Here is a 20,094-nt window from a genome sequence, read left to right as displayed (position 1 = left end):
CGATGGCAGCTTTCATATTTTATCCAGAGAAATGACGTTGATTATCTTTCTCAATTAGGTATTAAACAAATGATAATCTATATCATTTACACAAAAATAGAGAAGAATGTGGGAGGGAATCTTATGACTACAGATACTAAACATTTAACCCAACCGGCTACATGCAAAACCTCTTGGTTGGAAAAAGCAAAACCTCATTTAGAACTTATTGCTGCCTTATTCAGCGGATTATTAATAGTTTTGGGCTGGGCTTTTTCAAAGAACGGAATGGAGTCCACTTCCATAGTCATATACTTAGCCTCTTTCCTGATTGGCGGATATGCCAAGGCAAAAGAAGGCATAGAAGATACAATCGCCGACCGGGAATTGAATGTTGAGATGCTGATGATTTTTGCCGCCATCGGTTCAGCGATCATCGGATACTGGACTGAAGGCGCCATATTGATTTTCATCTTTGCTTTAAGCGGTGCGCTTGAGACATACACGATGAATAAAAGCCATAAAGAAATTTCGGCACTTATGGACTTACAGCCTGAAGAAGCGTTGCGCATCACTAACGGATATGAAGAAACCGTATCCGTTTCCCAGCTGCGTATCGGGGATCTCATATTAGTGAAACCAGGTGAGCGAGTTCCTTCAGATGGAAAAATCACGGATGGCCGTACCAATATCGATGAAGCGGCAATCACTGGCGAATCCATGCCAGTCAGTAAATCCTTGGATGATGAAGTATTTGCGGGAACGGTTAATCTCCGTGGAACGATTACCGTGGAAATTACCAAACCAGCAAATGAAACATTATTTCAAAAGATAATCACTCTCGTTCAATCTGCACAAAGCGAAAAGTCACCCTCCCAGCTGTTCATTGAACAGTTTGAGGGGACTTATGTAAAAGTGGTATTGTCAGTTGTCGGCTTAATGATGTTCGTGCCCCATTTCTTATTGGGCTGGAGTTGGACCGAAACGTTCTACAGAGCAATGATCCTGCTCGTTGTCGCTTCTCCTTGTGCCCTTGTAGCCTCCATTATGCCAGCTACACTTTCTGCCATATCAAATGGTGCACGTCATGGCATTTTATTTAAAGGTGGCATACATCTTGAGAATCTAGGAAACCTGCAGGCGATTGCCTTAGATAAAACCGGAACATTAACAAAAGGAAAACCAGAGGTCACGGATGTCATTATCCGCGAAGATTTAAACGAAGAAGATTTCTTATTTCATATTGCATCTGTTGAAAATTATTCAAACCACCCTTTGGCAACATCGATCGTACGTTATGCTAAAACGAAATTGCAAAAGAAGGACATCATTAAACCGGATAACATGGAAGATATTTCAGGTAATGGGGTTCAAGCTTATTTCAATGGCGTGCTTTGGCAAGTTGGAAAAGCTGATTTCGTCGGTCGCAGTGAAGCTGAACGATTCCAAAATGGCATTGCGCTGACATTGGCTGAACAAGGTAAGACAATTGTTTTTGCAAAAGATGATCAAGGGATTGCCGGTATACTCACTTTGAAAGATGTCGTACGCGAAGAAACGATTGCTGCCATCGAAGCTTTGAAAAATGAGGGTATCCATACTGTCATGCTGACAGGCGATGGTGAAAAAACCGCTAAAGCAATTGCGTCGGAGAGTCACATTGATGCATATATTGCCGAATGCCTCCCTGAAACCAAAGTGAATGAAGTGAAAAAGCTGAAAGAACATTTTGGCACTGTAGCAATGGTTGGGGATGGCATAAATGATGCACCTGCACTAGCAACAGCTTCTGTTGGGATCGCAATGGGTGAAGGCACGGATGTTGCCTTGGAGACAGCGGATGTTGTTCTGATGAAGAATGACCTGCCACGTATCGCCGAAGCCGTCAAATTATCCAAGAAAATGAATCGAATCATCAAACAAAACGTCATTTTCTCGATTTCGGTCATCATGATCCTGATAGCATCTAATTTCCTTCAATTTCTCGACCTTCCATATGGCGTCATTGGCCATGAAGGAAGCACAATTCTCGTTATACTGAATAGCTTAAGACTTTTGAGAAACTAAACATGAATAAGGAGCCCCTAAAGGCTCCCTTTTTTTATGTTCGTTTCAGTTAGTGATATCCGTTCTTACCGTTTGCAGAACCTGATGTTTTATGGTTCGAACCTTTATTTTTTCCTTTTTGCTTTGTGCTGCCATCCTTTTTACTCATGAAAGAACTCCTCCTCTACAAAAGTTGTCATTTCTTGAATAGTATCTGCAGAAGTAAAGTCCGCTACTAAGGTAACTCCAGGAAGCTCATTCACATTCTGGATTTTCCTTTACACTTATTAGGGCATTTATTTCTCCGCCCAGTATGATGATTAGCCCCGATAAATAAAACCAAACCATTAATACGATTATTCCTCCAAGGCTTCCATAAGTCGCGGAATAATTAGCGAAGTTCTCCACATAAAAAGAAAACAAAAAGGAAACGATACTCCATCCTACCGTTGCAAAGATAGAACCGGGCAATACTGTTATGCATTTCAGTCTTTTGTTGGGCGCAATCCAATAAAGGATCGTGAACACAATCAAAAATACCAGCGTACTGATCACCCAGCGCAGTTGGTTCCAAATCGTTAGAAACTCATCGGATTGCCCAATCTCGGCAAATAGGAATACTCCGATTTGTTTTCCGAATATCGGAAGCAATAAAACGACAATAAAAACAAATATCATCGCTAAAGTGAGAAGAATCGACATTCCCCGGGAAATAAAGAAAGTTCGACTTTCTTTTACACCATATGCATGGTTAAATGCTTTAATGATTGCATTCATCCCATTTGATGCCGACCATATCGTCCCGATGACACCAAACGACAATAAAGTACCATTCGCTTCCATCACTTCCGATAGGTTAGCCTCAATGATATTCATCGAATCTTCAGGTGCATATGTACGGATGGTATTTAAAATATCTTCCTGGGAAAATGGCAGATAGGCCAATAAAGTGAACAAAAAAATAAGTAACGGAAACAGGGAAAGTAAGAAGAAATAAGACAGCTGTGCGGCAAGTCCCGACACATCATCCATATGTAACCGTTTTATGAAAGTCTTGAAGAATGAGCCTTTCAGCCATTCTTTTTTATTGGCCATACCTCCACCTCATTTTCTAATTTAAGGAGACCCGTTCTTGTGGATCCTGAATTGAAGATGACTCTTCCTGCTCTGCAGCAAAGACTTCCTTCGTCTCCATCACCACTTGGGCAACTTGCGAAGGAATATCTTTCATTTCCTCCACCTTTTGGGAAATGAAGGATACATCATCGGAGATTTTTTCAACAGTGGAACGTATCTTAGATGATGTTTCACGTACTTGTGTAAGCACCCCATTGGGATTCTTCACGAATTCTTTCATATTACTCATGCAACTTTTGCTGTTTTCCAATACAGAATAACGTGTATTCTTATCAAAAAGGCTTACTGCAGCCCCTGCTAACGCCCCAATAAAGACCGCTTGCATAAATTTACTTTTCTTGGCACACTTATATTCTTCTCGAATGTTGCTCATATATTCTCCTCCTCGTCATATATTGGTTCATGGATAATGGTAGCTATCTCCATTATACAATGTTTAAAAAAGTTTTTTCCTATCTTTTCCCAAACTCTCTCACTTTAAAACGTGGAGATGACATAGTGAATTGGGGATCAAGCTTCGTTTTCCACCCGAATATCCATTGACTTCTAGGGGTAATCATGCAAAGATGAAAATAATTTAGGAACGTAAGAAAGGATGAGGAATATGGATTTAACACAAAACACAGCCGAAAGTGTAGAGTTTATGGTCGAAGCAATTAAGGATAAATTAAAAGTGATGAACTTCGGTGCAATCAAATCAACCCATTTTGATATCGAAATGTACGAAGAACTGCACGATATCTATATAATGGTGATGAAAAAAACGAATTTCAGTGTCCGTGAAATGGAAGCAATCGCCGAAGAACTTGGAAGACTGCGTAATAAGTAACATTTAGATCCTCCCATACGGTGAGGATTTTTTTCATTTTTTTAAAAATCCTGCTACATTTGTTATAGAGATTATAGTTAAAAACAGACAGGGGTTGTAAGCATGGTAGAAAGAAGAACGCCCATCAGTATTGCAGAAGCAGTGGAAAAAGTGATGAAGCATAAATTAAACGGACATATGGAACTGATTCGCCTCGAGGAAAGCCAAGACCGTTTTTTGGCTCAAGATATTACAGCTACAAATGATGTTCCGCATTTTAACCGCTCGCCATATGATGGATTCGCCCTCAGGTCCAAGGATACCGTTGACGGTTCCATAAATAACCCTCTCGAGTTCGAAGTGGTTGAAGAATTGGCTGCTGGTATGGTATCGACTATTCCCGTACAAAAAAACCAAGTGGCAAGAATCATGACTGGAGCTCAGATGCCTGCTGAGTGTGATGCCGTAATCATGCTCGAGCTCACGAAGGAATTCGAAAAGGACGGAAAGAAGTACATATCATTTAAACGCTCACTAAAGGAAGGGGAAAACGTTTCTTTTCAAGGTGAGGACGCAAAGAAAGGAGAAGTTCTTGTAAAAAAAGGAACAGCGATCAACCCAGGGATCATCGGCTTATTGGCAACATTCGGTTATGCTGAAGTCCCTGTTGCCAAGAAGCCTGTCGTCGGATTATTCGCTACAGGTTCGGAACTACTTGATGTTAATGAACCCTTGCAGCCTGGTAAGATTCGCAACAGTAATTCTCATGCCATCTCCGCCCAAATTCGGAGGGCTGGAGGAGAAGTCCGTTTTTATGGAAAACTTAAAGATGAACTCGAATTAAGCTACGAGGCCATTTCTACGGCCTTGGAGGAAGTCGATCTGCTAATCACAACGGGAGGCGTTTCCGTCGGTGATTTTGATCTTCTCCCAGATATTTATCAACAAATTGGAGCTGATGTCTTATTCAACAAAGTGGCCATGCGCCCGGGCAGCGTGACGACGGTAGCCGTATTTAATAACAAATTTTTATTCGGTTTATCCGGCAATCCATCCGCCAGTTATGTCGGCTTTGAACTATTTGCAAGACCGATCATCCGCACCATGCTGTTTTCGGAATATCCGCATTTACGAAAAGAGACGGCTCAATTGGCAGAAGATTTCTTAAAGCCCAATCCATTCTCACGTCTGCTTCGAACCCGATTATTTTACGAATCCGGCCAGTTGAAAGTAATTCCCAGCGGAGTTGATAAATCCAATATTACGACAAGCTTGGCAGGTGCCAATTCACTGACCGTCTTACCTGGGGGAACCCGTGGTTTTCAAACGGGAGATTTTGTGGACATCCTGCTTCTCGATGATCAAGAAGGATGCAAATGGCCTTGGTGAAGCCTTTTATTTTTCAGGTGGTTGGCTACCAAAATAGAGGAAAAACGACTTTCATAACGAATATTATCGAAAAGCTTCGCGCAGCAAAATTAGAGACAGCCGTTTTAAAACACCATGGACATGGCGGAAAACCAGATGTCACAGGCATGAAGGATTCCAATAAACACTTTCAGGCTGGAGCAGCCGCTTCACTTGTTGAAGGAGACGGGACAATAGAATTGCTTGGCAATTTCAAGGGGGGAGCCCCTATCACTGAGCTGATTCAATTATTGGGTCTATTCCTCCCCGATGTGATTTTAATTGAAGGTTATAAGCAAGAGGACTATCCTAAGGTCATTTTAATCAAAGAAGAAAGCGACCTCCTGTTATTGGAACGGCTTACTAATGTCAAAGCAGCGGTGGCTTGGCCCGAATGTCTGGAACGCACCAGGAATCATGCTTCAGTACCCGTCTTCCCTTTGAATTCGGATGATTTCATTCCATGGTTCTTAAAACAAATATGAAGGAGGGCACAATGTTCATTCAATTTCCCTTAGAGAAACGCCGTAAGATGATCGAACGTATCCAAGAATATGTGTATCAGGAACATGGCAAGGAAATCGGTGAAATCGCTGCTGAAAATCACTTGCAATTCATTTTCGAAAACATTGCTCCCTTTATTTATAATGAAGGCATTAAAGATGCTAAAAAAGTGATTGAGGACAGATTAGGAAATATCGAAGAAGATTTGTATTCATTGGAACGACCGATTGATTAAGATGAAAAAACAGCATCATAATTGATGCTGTTTTTTCGTTCATTGTTCGGTCAGAATTAGCGGACCGTTCTTCGTGATGGCAATCGTATGCTCATATTGAGCCGAGTATTTCCCATCTGCGGTGGAAGCCGTCCATCCATTCGCATCCCGGCTGGCTTTGTATGTACCTACGTTGACCATTGGCTCGATAGTGAATACCATGCCTTCCTTAAGACGCGGACCTTTATTCGGCAGCCCATAATGCGGAACCTGCGGCTCTTCATGAATGACATTTCCTATCCCGTGTCCGATGAAATCACGAACGACCGAGAAGCCTTCAGCCTCGACATATGTTTGAATGGCATGACCAATATCACCAATCCGGTTTCCTTCCACACACACTTCAATCGCCTTATATAAAGATTCCTTCGTCACATGCACTAAATGTTCCGTTTCCTTTGAAACCTTACCTACCGTATACGTCCAAGCAGAGTCGGCAAGGGCTCCGTTATAATTGACGACCATGTCAATCGTTACGATATCTCCATTTTTCAAAGGGGTCTTTCGAGGGAAACCGTGACAGATTTCTTCATTTATGCTGGCACATGTCGCATACTCATATCCCTTGTAACCTTTTTGTTCCGGCTTCGCTCCATGCTTTTTTAAGAATCCTTCGACAAATTCTTCTATTTCCCATGTTGTCACACCAGGAACAATCAACTTTGCAATCTCCCTATGACAAGCTGCCAAAATTTTACCCGATTCATGCATCGCTTGAATTTCACGTGCAGATTTTAATACGATCAATCGTGACACTTCCTTTTTTAATTCGTCTTTCCTTTTATTTTACTGCAAAGATGGAAGTATATGAATCCTTTAAATCTCATTAAATAAAAAATCCCGGCAGCTGCCGGGATTTTTTATTATTTCAATAGATTAAGCGATTCCCGGTTAAATGCCGGAAGATCTTCTGGTGTCCTGCTGGTTACAAGCTGGTCGCCGCAAACTACAACCTCTTTGTCCAAATATGTGGCACCTGCATACTCCATATCGACTTTAATGGATGTATATCCTGTTGCGTGGCGTCCTTCAAGTGTTTTGGCTGTAATCAGCAACTGCGGTCCATGACAGATCGCAAATACAGGTTTTTTATCATCCATGAACGATTTGGCGAAAGATACGAAGCGTTCGTCAGCACGTAGTTGATCAGGTGAGAACCCTCCGGGGATGAACAAAGCATCGAAATCCTCCGGTTTCACTGAATCGATGCTTTCATCAACCTTGACTCCTACTTCCCCTTGTTTTCCTTTTACGGTTTTCCCTTTTTCCATTTCAATCGTCGTTACCGTATGACCAGCTTCTTCAAATGCTTTTGCCGGTTCACTGTACTCCGAGTCCTCAAACATATTCGTTACAACACATGCGATATTTTTACCCATAAAAATTCATCTCCTCAATTTTTGATCGAATGAACCTATCTTTGTACTTTATTTATGTTCCCTACTGCACTATAAATAAAACACAATGTTCCCAAAACTATTACCTTTCGTTTATGAGCGAAATCCATTTCGGCGGTTGCTCCCAATATCAAAAGAAAAGGGGTCCCTGACCTTTTATCTTTTCCAAAAGCTGATCAATGTTTAGGATACTGGCCAACAACGTGTATGGCATTGATGATTCTTTTGTTGATCCATTTCCTATTTTCTTCTATATTCAAATTTTCAAACATCCTTTTCCGCCCTTCTTCAGTGGTTACATAGTAATTAGGCAGGTTATTCAGTGATAATGTGATGATGTCATTTTTACATTTGCTGCAAGAGCAAAATGTTTGGTATTCCATACCGGACATTAAAACCTGCACCCATGTCACAACGATCTCTTCCATAACATTTGTATATTCTCTATCCATAAATTCTCCTTCAAAAAAGAAAAACCCGTCATTCCAGACAGGTTTTCACTCATTTATTGCCGTCCGTGGGACAATCAGGATTTCAACTCTCCGGTTTTCAGCTCTTCCTTTTTTCGTTTCATTAGAAGCAACCGGCTTGAATTCACCATGCCCTTTAGCACTGAACATTTCGGGATCCAACTCTTTATTTTCGAGAAGAAGTTTCATGAAATTCACGGATCGCATCACACTCAGATCCCAGTTGGATTCATACTGATAATTTTTAATTGGAATATTATCGGTATGGCCGCTTACGATAATGTTTCTGGGTAAGTCCATGACCAGTAAATTTGAGATTTCCTTTGCGATTTTTTGGTTTTCACTTCTCACCTCAGCCACTCCCGATTCAAACAACACGTTCTCCCTAATTGAAATCAACATGCCTTCATCCGTAAGGTTCGTTTGCAATCTATCCGTTAAACCATTCTTTTGGATATAGGCATTTACACGCTCCTGAACTTCCGTAAGTTCTTCTTGCTCGTTTTCCCCTAACTTCTTAAGATCATCTGCCCCTGATCTTTGTTCTGGTGATGTCGGCTCATTGCTGGGGGAATCACTTGGGAAATCCATAAAACCCGTTCCGCTCGTAAATACCTGGTTAAATACATTGGACAACTGCTGGAACCTTACTGCATCAACCGAACTTGAAGCGAATAAGACGATAAAAAGCGCAAGAAGCAATGTTAAGATATCGGCATAGGGAACCAACCATGATTCATCGATATGCTCTTCATGCCTTTGTTTCCTTTTGCGCCTAGCCATCTTCTCTCACATCGCCTTCTAACCACTTTTTACGATCTCCAGCAGGCAAATATGATGTTAATTTCTGTTCAATCGTTCTTGGCGCTTCCCCTTCGATGATCGATAAAATCCCTTCTATCATCATTTCTTTGATCCGGACTTCCTGCTGCGATTTCCGTTTGAGCTTATTGGCAAATGGATGCCATAACACATACCCTGTGTAAATTCCCATCAAGGTTGCGACAAAGGCGGCAGATATGGCATGCCCCAATGCCTCCGTGTCAGCCATATTGCCCAATGCAGCTATCAGCCCGATTACAGCACCCAATACGCCAAGTGTCGGTGCGTATGTTCCGGCTTGACTGAAAATCGCTGCCGCGCTTAGGTGACGCTCTTCCATCGCGTCTATTTCCTCTGCTAAAATATCACGAATATAATCGGCACTCTGACCTTCTACTGCAAGATTCAAGCCATTTTTCAAAAAAGCATTATCCACTTGGTCCGAAATGCTTTCCAATGCCAGTAAGCCTTCTTTCCTTGCAATGACCGCCCATTCCGAAAATGTTTTTATTAATTCTTCAGGCTTTGTCAATTTTTGTTCCAAGAATAAAATCTTGAAAATTTTAGGTAGTCGTTTTAATTCCGACAAAGGGAAAGCCGTTACGACAGCAGCTATCGTCCCTACAATAATGATCAGAATAGCCGCCGGGTTAATCAATGCTGTTACACTAACGCCTTTCAACACCATCCCGACTAAGATGGCCACAATACCAAGAACTACGCCCAAAACTGATGTTATATCCATAATACTCACCCAATCATTTAAATTCTCGTCTCCTCCTTATATCGGATGAAGTTTAAAAAAAGTGAGGATTATTTTTCTATTCCATTTTAATTTTCATTAAATCATCACAAAATCCACTCACTCCTTGCCAAGGGCGGAATTAAAAGCATATATCAACAGGTCGGGTAAAATTTCCGCCGGGAATGTAATTTCACTTGGGGTTTGGTGCTTTTACTCGTGAGTTTTGGTGCTTTTACTCGTGAGTTTTGGTGCTTTACTCGTGAGTTTTGGTGCTTTACTCGTGAGTTTTGGTGCTTTACTCGTAAGTTTTGGTGCTTTACTCGTGAGTTTCGGTGCTTTACTCGTGAGTTTTGGTGCTTTACTCGTGAGTTTTGGTGCTTTACTCGTGAGTTTCGGTGCTTTACTCGTGAGTTTCACGCTTTTACTCGTGAGTTTCGGTGCTTTACTCGTGAGTTTCACGCTTTTACTCGTGAATTTCGGTGCTTTACTCGTGAGTTTCACGCTTTTACTCGTGAGTTTCGGTGCTTTACTCGTGAATTTCGGTGCTTTACTCGTGAGTTTCACGCTTTTACTCGTGAGTTTCACGCTTTTACTCGTAAGTTTCACGCTTTTACTCGTAAGTTTCGAAATTTGGACATTTATCAAAAAAAGGACAAAGCCTGTCAGCTTTGTCCTTGTTCCTGTTTCCATCGGCTTCTTCCACCGAGCCATTTTATGATGGGCGATAAAAAAAATAAGATGAATAAGATCCTGAATAAATGAAAGCTTGTGACAACGGATAAATCCACATGCACAGACATGGCTGTGACTGCCATTTCGGCGACGCCGCCTGGCGCCATGCTCAAAAATAATTCGTTTGCCTGCAAGGATAGGACAGGAGCAAACTGAATGGAAAGAAAATAGCAAAATCCAATTAACAGGATGTTACTTACGAATACTGCCCCGAACATCTTTCTGAAGAGTCGGGGGTTATCAACCTTCAGTGTGTAACCTAAATGGGCGCCAATCAACAATTGTGACAAGTTCAACCAAAAGTCAGGAATTTGCGGGGCACCTGGGCCTACTAGATTAAATAAGGCTGCGGCCATGAGAGGTCCTAGTAAAAAAGGCAGCGGGAAATTCGCTTTCTTTGTGATTATGATGAATATTAACAAGGTTGCCAACATCATGATGGCTAATACCACATCATATTCAAATAAGAAAAACGGCCGCTCCGATATAGCCATCACAGCACCTGGTTCAACTGACATTACATGGGTCACAAGCCAAGGAACAATGGAGATCACCAGGATGACACGAAGTGTTTGCATGAAACCTACAACGGTTTCATCACTATCCTTCATCTCCTCACTTAAGACCACCATCTGGGAAAGGCCTCCCGGAAAACTGCCAAGCATGGATGTGCTCAGAGATAGGTCCATCCGTTTTCCGACAAACCAGCCAGTCAAAACTGTAAATAAAATGATTGCGATTGTCGTAAAAAGCATAACCGGCAAATATTCAATCATCTCATTTAACGATTGTTTAGTGAATGAACTGCCCAGTTGTAAACCAAGAATGACCAATCCTGTGCTTCTAAAGGTTTTAGACCATAACATGTACTTCCCTAACTTCACTTTCGCAATCATCACCACGAATAATGGTCCCAGCATCCATGGTAAGTATATTCCAAGGCAATCAAACGCATATCCACCCAGGAAAGCCAAAAAAGATGTAAAAATGACTCTAAAACTCTTACTCTCGATTAAATTTGCACTCACAAAATTACCTTCTTTACCTAAGCGAATTTTCATCTATATCTTAACATAAAATAAGCTGATTCAAAGTTTCCTTACATACTTGTTTTCGTTGAAGCGAGGAGTATTCGTCATACTCTTTACCATTTCAGTAACAAAATGATCGTCCGCCTATAAAGAACGAAGTGTATTCATCGACTCCTCGATTACCTACTGCCTTTCCTTCATTTTATTTGGATCGTCACAATGGGTTTAAAGATTATTCATTGCCATTGCACTGTTTCAATGGCGGAGCTTTTAAAGCAGGCATTCAGCAAGGATTCGCATCCAAGCTTATGCTGGGACAATATTTCGCGGCATCAAGCTTACTGTTTACAATAGGCAGAATGTTGGTGCCAGTAGCCATTGATGTCAGGATGAATTGGTCACAACACTTCACGTTCTTGGCGTGCTCGCCATCGTCAGTGCATTTTTATATTTCATGATATATTCGCTCCATTAAAAGAAACAGCAATGCACTTCCACTATTTACTAGATTTCCCACCCCCACAAACTCGCTACAAAAGGTAGAATGAGTATATAGGGGTCAAACTCTTATGGAGGGGTGACTAAATGTTATCAAATACAGAAATAGGCATTGACTTAGGAACTGCAAATACGCTAGTTTACAGTAAAAATAAAGGAATCGTATTTAATGAGCCATCAGTGGTGGCCATTGATATAGAGACTAATAAAGTATTGGCAGTTGGTGTGGATGCAAAAAACATGATCGGGAAAACACCTGGAAATATCGTGGCAATCCGTCCGCTTAAGGACGGTGTCATTGCGGATTTTGAAGTAACGGCGCAAATGCTTCGGGAAATCATGAAAAAAGCAAGTAAGGCCCTAGGCTTTTCGATTCGAAAACCTAGTGTGGTGGTCTGTACACCATCAGGTTCCACATCAGTTGAGAGAAGGGCCATTCAGGATGCAGTCAAAAGCTGCGGAGCCAAACAGGTCCACCTTATCGAGGAACCAGTAGCAGCAGCAATAGGTGCAGGCCTGCCTGTCGAAGAGCCGGTTGCAAATGTCATCGTTGATATCGGCGGGGGCACGACTGAGGTCGCGATCATATCTTACGGCGGCGTAGTTTCTTGCAATTCAATAAGAATTGGCGGAGATCAATTGGATGAAGATATCAGCCAATATGTTAGAAAAAAACATAATGTGCTGATCGGGGAAAGAACAGCCGAGGAAATAAAAAAAGAAATCGGCTACGCACTAGTTGAACATCCCGTGATCACCATGGAAGTCAGGGGCCGCGATCTTGTAACGGGTCTTCCAAAGCCGATTACAATATCATCCACTGATGTCCAGGAAGCCATCCAGGAATCGCTTCTTCATATATTGGAAGCAATAAGGGCCACTTTGGAAGACTGTCCACCTGAATTGAGCGGGGATATCGTCGATCAAGGTGTCATCTTATCCGGCGGGGGTGCACTTCTCAACGGGATACAAGAATGGCTGACGAATGAAATTGTCGTCCCAGTCAAACTTGCAGATAATCCGCTTGAATCAGTCGCCATCGGAACCGGGCTTTCACTTGAGGTCATTCACAAATTACAAAAAGCCGTATACTAAAAAGATGAAGGAATCCCAACTTGGGGTTTCTTTTTTTTATCTATCCAGCCTTATGTTCCCAGGGTGCAAGCAGCAATCTCCACGTTTTAAAGTTAAATAACTTCACTGATATATTTTACCTCGTTTGAGTAGAGAATAAGGAAAAGGGTTTTTACGTTCGACAGTATGCGTTGCTTTTTTGAAGAAGGATCATTCCTGCAGGACTAAACGCATGCAATGTTACATAAGTTGTGATATAGTATAATTATGTTACATTGGTAAGAGGAGAAGATTTATGGAATATGTAGAAGCCTTTAAGGATATCAATCAAATCAGCAAAATAAAAACCTATTTACGAGCTCACTCCAGTCGGGATTATTTATTGTTTGTACTCGGCATCAATACAGGTATGAAGATAAATGAAATGCTCGAAATAACCGTCGCCAACGTTCTTGATGAAACTGGAAAAATCAAGGAATTTTATGAGCAACGGATGGAAAATGATGAGGTCAACCAAATTTATTTGAACCTGAAAGTCCGTACCGCCTTACAAGAACACCTTAAAGGCTCGAAGGTTATCGAAGGTCAATTTTTATTTCTTTCCCCTAAGACAAAAAAGCCGATTACACGTCAACAGGCACACCGAATCATCCATGATGCTGTGGAAGGTGCAGGTCTGACAGGCAAATTCGGAGCAAGTTCGATGCGTAAAACTTTTGGCTACCATGCCTATAAACAAGGAGTGTCACTGGCCTTGATACAGAAGCATTACCATCATTCCAGTCCATCGGAGACATTAAAATACATCGGCATATCCAAGGAGAAGAAATTCAAGACGAATATTGACGTTAACTTATAAACATTCTGCTATCTTCTATTAACTCTAACCAACATTTTAAGGAGGAATTCCAGTGAGAATTAGAGAAAGTGAACTTCCTGGTATTGGCCAAAAGTTCGAAATCATAACGAGAAATGATGAAAAGTTAGTAATTGTCATTCACGATGACGGCCGTCGGGAATTGTACCATTTTGATAATGAACATGAAGACGTCATTTCGAGCATCACCCTTAACGATCAGGAATCCCGGCAAATGGCTTCCATCATAGGCGGCATGGTTTATAAACCACAAGCACTTGAAACGATTGAAATGTCATTGGGTGACTTAGTGATTGAATGGTTCAAAGTGGAACCAGGTTCTAAGGCCATCAATCAAACGATCGGTGCGATTGATATAAGGAGCAATTATAATGTAACCGTCATCGCCCATTCGAAAAAAGGAAAAAAACAACTGAATAATCCTGGTCCTGACTCTATCATCGAAACAGGCGATACCCTTGTGATATCTGGTGAAAGAAAAGATATCCGTAACCTGACAAGAGAATTATTGACCGACGAAAGGAGTGACTAAGCTCATATGGACCATTTAGTCTTTGAAGTGGGAACTGCCCTACTTCTAGTAGCATTAGCTGCTCTCGTTGCAGGTAAATTCAAAATCTCAAATGTTCCACTATTAATTATCATCGGGATGCTCGTTGGTCCCCATGCCCCACAATTCGGATTAATTGACCTGCGTTTCATTGAAAGTGATGAAATCATAGCGTTCCTCGGACGTGTCGGTATCTTATTCCTCCTGTTTTACTTAGGTCTGGAATTTTCCGTAAAAAAACTTATGAAGTCCGGGAAAAATATCGTGACAGGCGGAACGTATTACATTGTGATCAACGCCGGAATGGCCTTTGTATATGGTTTCCTGCTCGGACTTCCATTAAAAGAGGTTCTGATATTAACCGGGATCATCAGTTTTTCTTCAAGTGCCATTGTAGCAAAGGTACTTGTTGACCTTAAAAGGACCGGGAACAATGAAACGGAGCTAATCCTTGGTATCATCATGTTTGAAGATATCTTCCTCGCTGTTTATCTTTCAGTCGTATCCGGATTGGTATTAAGCTCCTCTGGTTCCATTTGGGGAACGTTACTTTCTACTTTAATCGCAATTGGGTATATGCTTGTATTTTTTGTTATCGCCCGGAAAGCATCTGGGATCCTTAACAAATTATTCAATATTACATCAGATGAGATTTTTATCATCGTCGTGTTTGCATTACTGTTCTTTATTGCAGGTTTCTCGGAAACTATTCATGTTGCGGAAGCCATTGGTGCATTACTGCTCGGCCTAGTCTTTTCTGAGACGGAACATAGCGACAGGATTGAGAAACTTGTCATTCCCTTTAGGGACTTCTTCGGGGCCATATTCTTCTTCAGCTTTGGCTTGAGCATCGATCCGACGACCCTTGGCGGAGCTGTCTGGATGGTTCTTGGAGCCGTCATCATCACTATAATCGGTAACTTTGTCGCTGGTATGATTGCCGGACGCAAATCCGGTTTATCTCACAGAGCTTCCGCAAACATCGGTTTAACGATTGTTTCACGTGGCGAATTCTCCATCATTTTAGCCAACCTAGGCATTGCTGGCGGTTTAATGCCTATACTAACCCCGTTTGCGGCACTTTATGTTTTGACCTTAGCGATTCTTGGGCCGATCCTTACAAAAGAATCCAAACACATCTATAATATCCTAAATAAAGTCTTCAAATGGACCCCTCCGAAGGTTCAAAAGGAACAAGGAAAAGAAGTACAATAGACAAAAAGGCCAGACATGCTATCTGGCCTTTTTTCTGTTAACCTTCAATAGCCCACCCGGAATAACTTCCATAATTACCCTAACATTAATATAATTGTTATAAAAGGGGCGTGGAATAATGAGTCTTTCTTTAAAAAGAGCCATTAGATATTTAATCTGCCTAGTGGTAGTATTGGGCGTATTATTCATAGGCTTGAAGTACCAACAGCACCTATTTACAGTTAGTCACGAAACTTACGAGATTAAGGGATACTTGCTGTTCGGATCTTCATTCCCGATTTTCCTGGGCATGGTACTCGCCATTCCCCGAATTCTGCAAAGGTTTTCTAAAAAGGGGCATTGGAAAGTGAGTTGGTTAAGGCTAATCATTCTTGGCTTGCCATTCCTTTACCTCTCCATCATTCCGATTTTGTACTTTACTGGATTATTTAAAGATTTGCCTCTCTCCAAATTTGTTTTTGGTTACTTCGGAGAAAATGAATCAACCACATTAAATGCGATCATTGGAGTAATTGCAGGTTATATCATTGTCACAAGCTTATACAAGCGCGAGGATTAACATGAAAGGGACTTCTTTTTTAGGAAGCCCCTTTCAATTTCTTTTCATTTGAGGATTAGCTTGCATGAACAGAGGGAAAAGAAGCAGATAACCTAAGTAACTATTCAGGAGTGATGCCCGGATGAATAAGTCGATAAAATTTTCAAAGAAACTGATTAAAGAAATAAAGGAGGATCGCGTGACGGGGCTGGCAGCTGAACAAGCTTATTACTATTTACTCGCCCTATTCCCTTTGCTCATTTTACTTCTGTCCATATTACCTTATCTGAATATTGATATTCAGACAGCACTGGACACGATAAAAACCTTCATGCCTGCGGAGACGATGGAAGTCATTGAGAAAAATATCATCAACATATTATCTGAGCGGAACGGCGGCTTACTGACTTTTGGTTTCCTTGGCACCATATGGTCCGCTTCAAACGGAATGAATGCGTTCATTCATTCCATGAATATCGCTTATGATGTTGAAGAAACAAGGAATTTCATTAAAGCCCGCTTCATCTCCATTGTATTGACATTAGGCTTGGTTGTTGCATTCATCGTCATGTTAGGTCTCCCCGTCTTCGGAAAAGTCATCATCGATTTACTACAGCAAGTCATCCCGATCCCTGAAGAAATGCAAATTTTATTCAGCTTGTTACGGTGGGTTATCGCGGTTGTGGTCATCTCACTCGTCCTGACCTTTCTATATCGTTTTGCACCGAACAAAAGTTTCCCCATTAAACACGTCATCCCTGGGGCAGTGACCGCAACTGTACTTTGGCTGGGAATATCACTTGGATTTTCATTCTATATCAGTAACTTTGCCAACTATTCTTCCACTTATGGCAGTTTAGGAGGCGTCATCATCTTGATGATCTGGCTATATTTGAGTGGTCTGATCTTTGTGATCGGCGGAGAAATCAATGCAATTCTTCATCGCCAAAATACCATTCCAAAAAAACAGTCACGCACTATCGTACATCCTGTCCCGCTTAAAAGGTAAAATCATGAATTACGGAACTAGATGGAATTAATTCAAAAGCGGCTGTCCCATTCGGACAGCCGCTTTCCTATTCATCCTTTATTGACAAACTCTTCATATCTTTCATCATGGGCCAGCCATGCCGAGTATTTCCGCTTCATGTATTTTTCAGCTTCCCCAAATGTATCGAATGTTTTTTTCTGTTGTTTTCCGTTGATTTCAACAATCCATTCTTCTTCTTCATCTTCATAGATGAATATGTCCTTTTTATCTCTCGTTGAATATAGGCAACCCTCTGGGGATTCCTTTACATTCAATTGATTTTTATGTGCATCGCGTTTAAGGGGCTCGGCAAAGAATGTCTTTTCGACATATTGACTATAAGCCTTTTCGGACATGGTACAACCGGCGGCTTTTTGATGGCCGCCACCATCGTACTTTCCAGCAACCTCAGAAACATCTATGTCATCGTGGATTGTCCGGAAGCTGATTCTTTTACTCCCTACCATCAGGATGGCGATATAATCCAGATGCGAGAACTCTTTCGACAGTTCATTTCCCAATTCTGAGTGGTATGACTCTGCATGGACCACCCCAGCTGTATGGGGACCGACCGTAGCCTGATAAACTTCTCTTTTTTTCCTGTTTATGTACCGATCAACCCGACTCTCCTCAACATTCAGAAGCGTTTGCTCCACTTCGTCAAAAGTAAAACTTTCAGCCGTCGACAACTTTTTTGCGATTTTCATTTCGAATTCCTCAATCGGAATCATGAAAAACAGGTCATTCAGCCGTTTTGCCGTTGAATTTTTATTGACTTCCCATTCCCACGTATCGTATTGACGGACCAATTCAACGAATTCAGCGATAATGCTTGAAGGTTCCAGAAATTTATTTTCAACAGCATACTGATAGAATAATGAAGTTGCTGCCGTCTGTTTACCGTCTTCCTGTTCGACAGTTACAGATGCCCAATCATGTTCATTCAAATGCAATGCTGACTTATGATGATCGATCAGCAGCGCTTTACCTCCATCTTCAACAAACTGAGTAATCATTTTTTCGTTATCTTCATCAACCGATAAATCAGTAACAATCAATGTATCTTCAATCTTAGCCTGCTCAAGAAATGCTCCTACATTCTGATTAAGGCGACCGATTGAATTATAACTAACAACTACTTCTTCTCCGAATGCCAGCTTAGCTACAATGCCGCAACCGACTCCATCTAAATCATTATGTGTAAAGAGATGGTACACACAAACCCCTCCTAATAACTAATAAATTTACTTTTCCCTAAAGACATGAATTTCAATTGCAATCTTTACAATTGTAGCATAATCATATCCGCATAATTTACCATGCTACCATTACGCGTTACTTTTGTTCTTTTTTTTTAAAAAAACCCAATTATGATTCTTTATTTTCCAGAATTTATACCAATATATAATGAAAACACATTACTTTGAAATCGTGGCATTTCCATGTACTCCCTTAAAACAGACAGGGGAAAACAACAAACCATTAATGCTTCAAGATATCATGATCATGTATTCAATGATCACTTTATGCCTCATTCTATCCATATTTCTAGGCACCCCGCCAACAAGTGGCCCTTATGGCCATTTCAGAATTGTCCAAATAACAGGGGGAAATCTGAGGAAATCGTTATTGCCTTAATAGATATAAAAAAAAACTAAAATAGCCGTCATGCCACAAATCACTTTCAACAGAACCTGAGTAACATAACCTAAAATCCAGTACATCAAAAAAAAGCCGCAGGAAATGTTAATCCCTGCGGCCTCCTTATGTGAAATCACTGTTCTATCAATTTTCCAAGGTTGGCCATTTCAATGGCACTAACGGCAGCTTCATAGCCTTTGTTACCTGATTTAGTTCCGGCACGTTCAATGGCTTGTTCAATATTCTCAGTTGTCAACAATCCGAAGATAACCGGTACACCTGTGTCCAAGGAAACGGATGCCATGCCTTTAGCTGCTTCATTGCACACATAATCATAATGTGAAGTGGCACCCCTGATTACCGTCCCAAGACCGATTACCGCATCATATTTACCTGTATTTACAAGTTTCTTCGCAATTAACGGAAGTTCAAAAGCACCCGGGACCCATGCGATGTCAACATCATTCTCATCAACACCATGACGCTTAAGGCCATCCAATGCCCCTCCTAAAAGCTTGCTTGTGATAAACTCATTAAATCTTCCTACAACGATTCCTACTTTCAATCCTGATCCGATTAATTGTGCTTCAATAATTTTCCCCATGTCCAATTCCTCCTAATTATTATACAGATATCATTTTTTGTTCATTTAAATGCGCTAAACTCCTTAAGCATTCGGGATGTTCAGTTCAAATTCTTGTTTCCCGATTGTATCACTTTGTTGAAGAAACCGAATCAAATCGGCTATCGTGATGAATTTCAGGTTGAATTTCTCAGCGATGACTTCCAAATCGGATACGCGTGCCATCGATCCATCTTCATTCATGATCTCGCAAATGACACCAGCTGGAGCGGCACCGCATAACTTTGCCAAATCCACCGAAGCTTCCGTATGTCCTGCCCTCCTCAGTACGCCGCCTTCTTTAGCGACTATCGGAAAAGTGTGACCAGGCCTTTGAAAATCTTCAGCGACCGAATCCTCTTTAAGAAGCTCAAGTATCGTCAATGACCGTTCAAAAGCACTGATTCCTGTGGAAGTGCTTTTATGATCGACACTAACAGTAAAAGCAGTACCATGATGATCGGTATTTTCTCCTACCATAGGATGCAGGTTCAATTTTCCTGCCAATTCTTCAGTAATGGTTGTACAAATCAAACCTCGTCCATGAGTCGCCATGAAATTAATCGCTTCCGGCGTCGCCTTTTCGGCCAACAAGACAAAATCCCCTTCATTTTCACGGTCTTCATCATCAGATACGATTACTATCTTGCCAGCTTTCAAATCTTCGATCGCTTCTTCAATTGTATGGAACATCATT

The 20,094-nt window shown here is 41.3% G+C and carries 22 protein-coding genes and 1 pseudogene; 12 read left to right on the top strand and 11 right to left on the bottom strand.

Going from position 1 to position 20,094, the window contains the following annotated elements:
* Positions 1 to 123 precede the first annotated feature (123 nt).
* On the top strand, positions 124 to 2,046 hold the full coding sequence (locus tag ACDZ29_RS13605; RefSeq protein WP_375091030.1) for a heavy metal translocating P-type ATPase: 1,923 nt from the start codon (positions 124 to 126) through the stop codon (positions 2,044 to 2,046).
* Positions 2,047 to 2,280: 234 nt separating this feature from the next.
* Here the strand turns inward: ACDZ29_RS13605 and ACDZ29_RS13600 are convergent, their stop codons facing one another.
* Both ACDZ29_RS13600 and ACDZ29_RS13595 read right to left on the bottom strand, forming a co-directional pair.
* Entirely contained in the window at positions 2,281 to 3,120 is an 840-nt protein-coding gene (locus tag ACDZ29_RS13600; protein WP_289323612.1) for a YihY/virulence factor BrkB family protein, read from the bottom strand.
* A 16-nt stretch (positions 3,121 to 3,136) separates the two neighbouring features.
* Positions 3,137 to 3,535 carry a YtxH domain-containing protein gene (locus ACDZ29_RS13595; protein ID WP_375091029.1) on the bottom strand — a complete coding sequence of 133 codons (399 nt, stop codon included), beginning with the start codon at positions 3,533 to 3,535 and terminating at the stop codon, positions 3,137 to 3,139.
* A gap of 231 nt (positions 3,536 to 3,766) precedes the next feature.
* Between ACDZ29_RS13595 and ACDZ29_RS13590 the strand changes: the two genes are divergently transcribed.
* The 4 genes from ACDZ29_RS13590 to ACDZ29_RS13575 all read left to right on the top strand — a co-directional run bounded on the left by ACDZ29_RS13590 (position 3,767) and on the right by ACDZ29_RS13575 (position 6,116).
* The gene (locus tag ACDZ29_RS13590) at positions 3,767 to 3,991 is read left to right on the top strand and encodes a DUF1128 domain-containing protein (RefSeq protein WP_289323610.1); all 225 of its coding nucleotides are present in this window, start codon (positions 3,767 to 3,769) and stop codon (positions 3,989 to 3,991) included.
* Positions 3,992 to 4,093: 102 nt separating this feature from the next.
* Positions 4,094 to 5,359, top strand: a complete 1,266-nt coding sequence (gene glp, locus ACDZ29_RS13585; RefSeq protein ID WP_375091028.1) for a gephyrin-like molybdotransferase Glp — start codon at positions 4,094 to 4,096, stop codon at positions 5,357 to 5,359.
* Complete coding sequence (mobB, locus tag ACDZ29_RS13580; RefSeq protein WP_289318082.1) at positions 5,347 to 5,862, top strand: molybdopterin-guanine dinucleotide biosynthesis protein B; 516 nt, start codon at positions 5,347 to 5,349, stop codon at positions 5,860 to 5,862. Before glp ends, mobB begins: the two co-directional genes overlap by 13 nt.
* An 11-nt stretch (positions 5,863 to 5,873) precedes the next feature.
* Positions 5,874 to 6,116 carry a DUF2164 domain-containing protein gene (locus ACDZ29_RS13575; protein ID WP_289323608.1) on the top strand — a complete coding sequence of 81 codons (243 nt, stop codon included), beginning with the start codon at positions 5,874 to 5,876 and terminating at the stop codon, positions 6,114 to 6,116.
* A 39-nt stretch (positions 6,117 to 6,155) separates the two neighbouring features.
* Here ACDZ29_RS13575 and map read toward each other — a convergent pair whose 3' ends face one another.
* From map to motA, 5 genes are all read right to left on the bottom strand, one after another.
* Positions 6,156 to 6,902 (bottom strand): type I methionyl aminopeptidase, encoded by a 747-nt coding sequence (gene map / locus ACDZ29_RS13570; RefSeq protein WP_370013793.1) that lies wholly within the window; start codon positions 6,900 to 6,902, stop codon positions 6,156 to 6,158.
* A 116-nt stretch (positions 6,903 to 7,018) separates the two neighbouring features.
* Positions 7,019 to 7,534 (bottom strand): type 1 glutamine amidotransferase domain-containing protein, encoded by a 516-nt coding sequence (locus tag ACDZ29_RS13565; protein WP_375091027.1) that lies wholly within the window; start codon positions 7,532 to 7,534, stop codon positions 7,019 to 7,021.
* Positions 7,535 to 7,728: 194 nt separating this feature from the next.
* Positions 7,729 to 8,004, bottom strand: a complete 276-nt coding sequence (locus tag ACDZ29_RS13560; RefSeq protein ID WP_289333555.1) for a late competence development ComFB family protein — start codon at positions 8,002 to 8,004, stop codon at positions 7,729 to 7,731.
* Positions 8,005 to 8,049: 45 nt separating this feature from the next.
* A complete protein-coding gene (gene motB / locus ACDZ29_RS13555; protein WP_289323604.1) occupies positions 8,050 to 8,805 on the bottom strand; it encodes a flagellar motor protein MotB in 756 nt (251 codons plus the stop codon).
* The gene (motA, locus tag ACDZ29_RS13550) at positions 8,798 to 9,589 is read right to left on the bottom strand and encodes a flagellar motor stator protein MotA (protein WP_289318088.1); all 792 of its coding nucleotides are present in this window, start codon (positions 9,587 to 9,589) and stop codon (positions 8,798 to 8,800) included. Before motA ends, motB begins: the two co-directional genes overlap by 8 nt.
* Before the next feature lie 238 nt (positions 9,590 to 9,827).
* Here motA and ACDZ29_RS13545 point away from each other — a divergent pair, with 238 nt between their 5' ends.
* Positions 9,828 to 10,307 (top strand): hypothetical protein, encoded by a 480-nt coding sequence (locus ACDZ29_RS13545; protein WP_375091026.1) that lies wholly within the window; start codon positions 9,828 to 9,830, stop codon positions 10,305 to 10,307.
* Here the strand turns inward: ACDZ29_RS13545 and ACDZ29_RS13540 are convergent.
* Entirely contained in the window at positions 10,252 to 11,349 is a 1,098-nt protein-coding gene (locus ACDZ29_RS13540) for an AbrB family transcriptional regulator (RefSeq protein ID WP_375091025.1), read from the bottom strand. The genes ACDZ29_RS13545 and ACDZ29_RS13540 overlap by 56 nt on opposite strands.
* A gap of 588 nt (positions 11,350 to 11,937) precedes the next feature.
* Between ACDZ29_RS13540 and mreBH the strand changes: the two genes are divergently transcribed.
* The 6 genes from mreBH to ACDZ29_RS13510 all read left to right on the top strand — a co-directional run bounded on the left by mreBH (position 11,938) and on the right by ACDZ29_RS13510 (position 17,113).
* The gene (gene mreBH / locus ACDZ29_RS13535) at positions 11,938 to 12,945 is read left to right on the top strand and encodes a rod-share determining protein MreBH (RefSeq protein WP_289323597.1); all 1,008 of its coding nucleotides are present in this window, start codon (positions 11,938 to 11,940) and stop codon (positions 12,943 to 12,945) included.
* Between the two features lie 274 nt (positions 12,946 to 13,219).
* On the top strand, positions 13,220 to 13,783 hold the full coding sequence (locus tag ACDZ29_RS13530; protein WP_289323596.1) for a tyrosine-type recombinase/integrase: 564 nt from the start codon (positions 13,220 to 13,222) through the stop codon (positions 13,781 to 13,783).
* Positions 13,784 to 13,835: 52 nt separating this feature from the next.
* Complete coding sequence (locus tag ACDZ29_RS13525; RefSeq protein WP_101224892.1) at positions 13,836 to 14,333, top strand: cation:proton antiporter regulatory subunit; 498 nt, start codon at positions 13,836 to 13,838, stop codon at positions 14,331 to 14,333.
* A gap of 6 nt (positions 14,334 to 14,339) precedes the next feature.
* Positions 14,340 to 15,566 (top strand): cation:proton antiporter, encoded by a 1,227-nt coding sequence (locus ACDZ29_RS13520; protein ID WP_289318095.1) that lies wholly within the window; start codon positions 14,340 to 14,342, stop codon positions 15,564 to 15,566.
* Between the two features lie 118 nt (positions 15,567 to 15,684).
* Entirely contained in the window at positions 15,685 to 16,125 is a 441-nt protein-coding gene (locus ACDZ29_RS13515) for a hypothetical protein (protein WP_375091024.1), read from the top strand.
* Positions 16,126 to 16,246: 121 nt separating this feature from the next.
* Positions 16,247 to 17,113: a YihY/virulence factor BrkB family protein gene (locus ACDZ29_RS13510; protein ID WP_375091023.1), complete on the top strand. Its 867-nt coding sequence runs from the start codon at positions 16,247 to 16,249 to the stop codon at positions 17,111 to 17,113.
* A 71-nt stretch (positions 17,114 to 17,184) separates the two neighbouring features.
* Here ACDZ29_RS13510 and ACDZ29_RS13505 read toward each other — a convergent pair whose 3' ends face one another.
* The 3 genes and pseudogenes from ACDZ29_RS13505 to ribB all read right to left on the bottom strand — a co-directional run.
* Positions 17,185 to 18,351, bottom strand: a complete 1,167-nt coding sequence (locus tag ACDZ29_RS13505) for a DHH family phosphoesterase (RefSeq protein ID WP_289323593.1) — start codon at positions 18,349 to 18,351, stop codon at positions 17,185 to 17,187.
* A 557-nt stretch (positions 18,352 to 18,908) separates the two neighbouring features.
* Positions 18,909 to 19,379 (bottom strand): 6,7-dimethyl-8-ribityllumazine synthase, encoded by a 471-nt coding sequence (gene ribE, locus ACDZ29_RS13500; RefSeq protein ID WP_289318100.1) that lies wholly within the window; start codon positions 19,377 to 19,379, stop codon positions 18,909 to 18,911.
* A gap of 72 nt (positions 19,380 to 19,451) precedes the next feature.
* A pseudogene (gene ribB, locus ACDZ29_RS13495) lies at positions 19,452 to 20,090 on the bottom strand (3,4-dihydroxy-2-butanone-4-phosphate synthase); the annotation flags it as partial.
* Positions 20,091 to 20,094: the final 4 nt, after the last annotated feature.

This window comes from Peribacillus sp. RS7, from assembly GCF_041956845.1.
Classification (GTDB): Bacteria; Bacillota; Bacilli; order Bacillales; family DSM-1321; genus Peribacillus.
Note: the sequence above shows the minus strand (reverse complement) of the source record. Positions and strands in the feature narration are given on the sequence as shown.

Bases quoted from the DNA above. Each gene is read 5' to 3' on its own strand.
- motA (WP_289318088.1), bottom strand. From the start codon at position 9,589: ATGGATATAACATCAGTTTTGGGCGTAGTTCTTGGTATTGTGGCCATC.
- motB (WP_289323604.1), bottom strand. From the start codon at position 8,805: ATGGCTAGGCGCAAAAGGAAACAAAGGCATGAAGAGCATATCGATGAA.
- mreBH (WP_289323597.1), top strand. From the start codon at position 11,938: ATGTTATCAAATACAGAAATAGGCATTGACTTAGGAACTGCAAATACG.
- ACDZ29_RS13600 (WP_289323612.1), bottom strand. From the start codon at position 3,120: ATGGCCAATAAAAAAGAATGGCTGAAAGGCTCATTCTTCAAGACTTTC.
- ACDZ29_RS13605 (WP_375091030.1), top strand. From the start codon at position 124: ATGACTACAGATACTAAACATTTAACCCAACCGGCTACATGCAAAACC.
- ACDZ29_RS13515 (WP_375091024.1), top strand. From the start codon at position 15,685: ATGAGTCTTTCTTTAAAAAGAGCCATTAGATATTTAATCTGCCTAGTG.
- ribE (WP_289318100.1), bottom strand. From the start codon at position 19,379: ATGGGGAAAATTATTGAAGCACAATTAATCGGATCAGGATTGAAAGTA.
- ACDZ29_RS13520 (WP_289318095.1), top strand. From the start codon at position 14,340: ATGGACCATTTAGTCTTTGAAGTGGGAACTGCCCTACTTCTAGTAGCA.
- ACDZ29_RS13575 (WP_289323608.1), top strand. From the start codon at position 5,874: ATGTTCATTCAATTTCCCTTAGAGAAACGCCGTAAGATGATCGAACGT.
- glp (WP_375091028.1), top strand. From the start codon at position 4,094: ATGGTAGAAAGAAGAACGCCCATCAGTATTGCAGAAGCAGTGGAAAAA.
- ACDZ29_RS13510 (WP_375091023.1), top strand. From the start codon at position 16,247: ATGAATAAGTCGATAAAATTTTCAAAGAAACTGATTAAAGAAATAAAG.
- ACDZ29_RS13565 (WP_375091027.1), bottom strand. From the start codon at position 7,534: ATGGGTAAAAATATCGCATGTGTTGTAACGAATATGTTTGAGGACTCG.
- ACDZ29_RS13530 (WP_289323596.1), top strand. From the start codon at position 13,220: ATGGAATATGTAGAAGCCTTTAAGGATATCAATCAAATCAGCAAAATA.
- ACDZ29_RS13560 (WP_289333555.1), bottom strand. From the start codon at position 8,004: ATGGATAGAGAATATACAAATGTTATGGAAGAGATCGTTGTGACATGG.
- ACDZ29_RS13590 (WP_289323610.1), top strand. From the start codon at position 3,767: ATGGATTTAACACAAAACACAGCCGAAAGTGTAGAGTTTATGGTCGAA.
- ACDZ29_RS13595 (WP_375091029.1), bottom strand. From the start codon at position 3,535: ATGAGCAACATTCGAGAAGAATATAAGTGTGCCAAGAAAAGTAAATTT.
- mobB (WP_289318082.1), top strand. From the start codon at position 5,347: ATGGCCTTGGTGAAGCCTTTTATTTTTCAGGTGGTTGGCTACCAAAAT.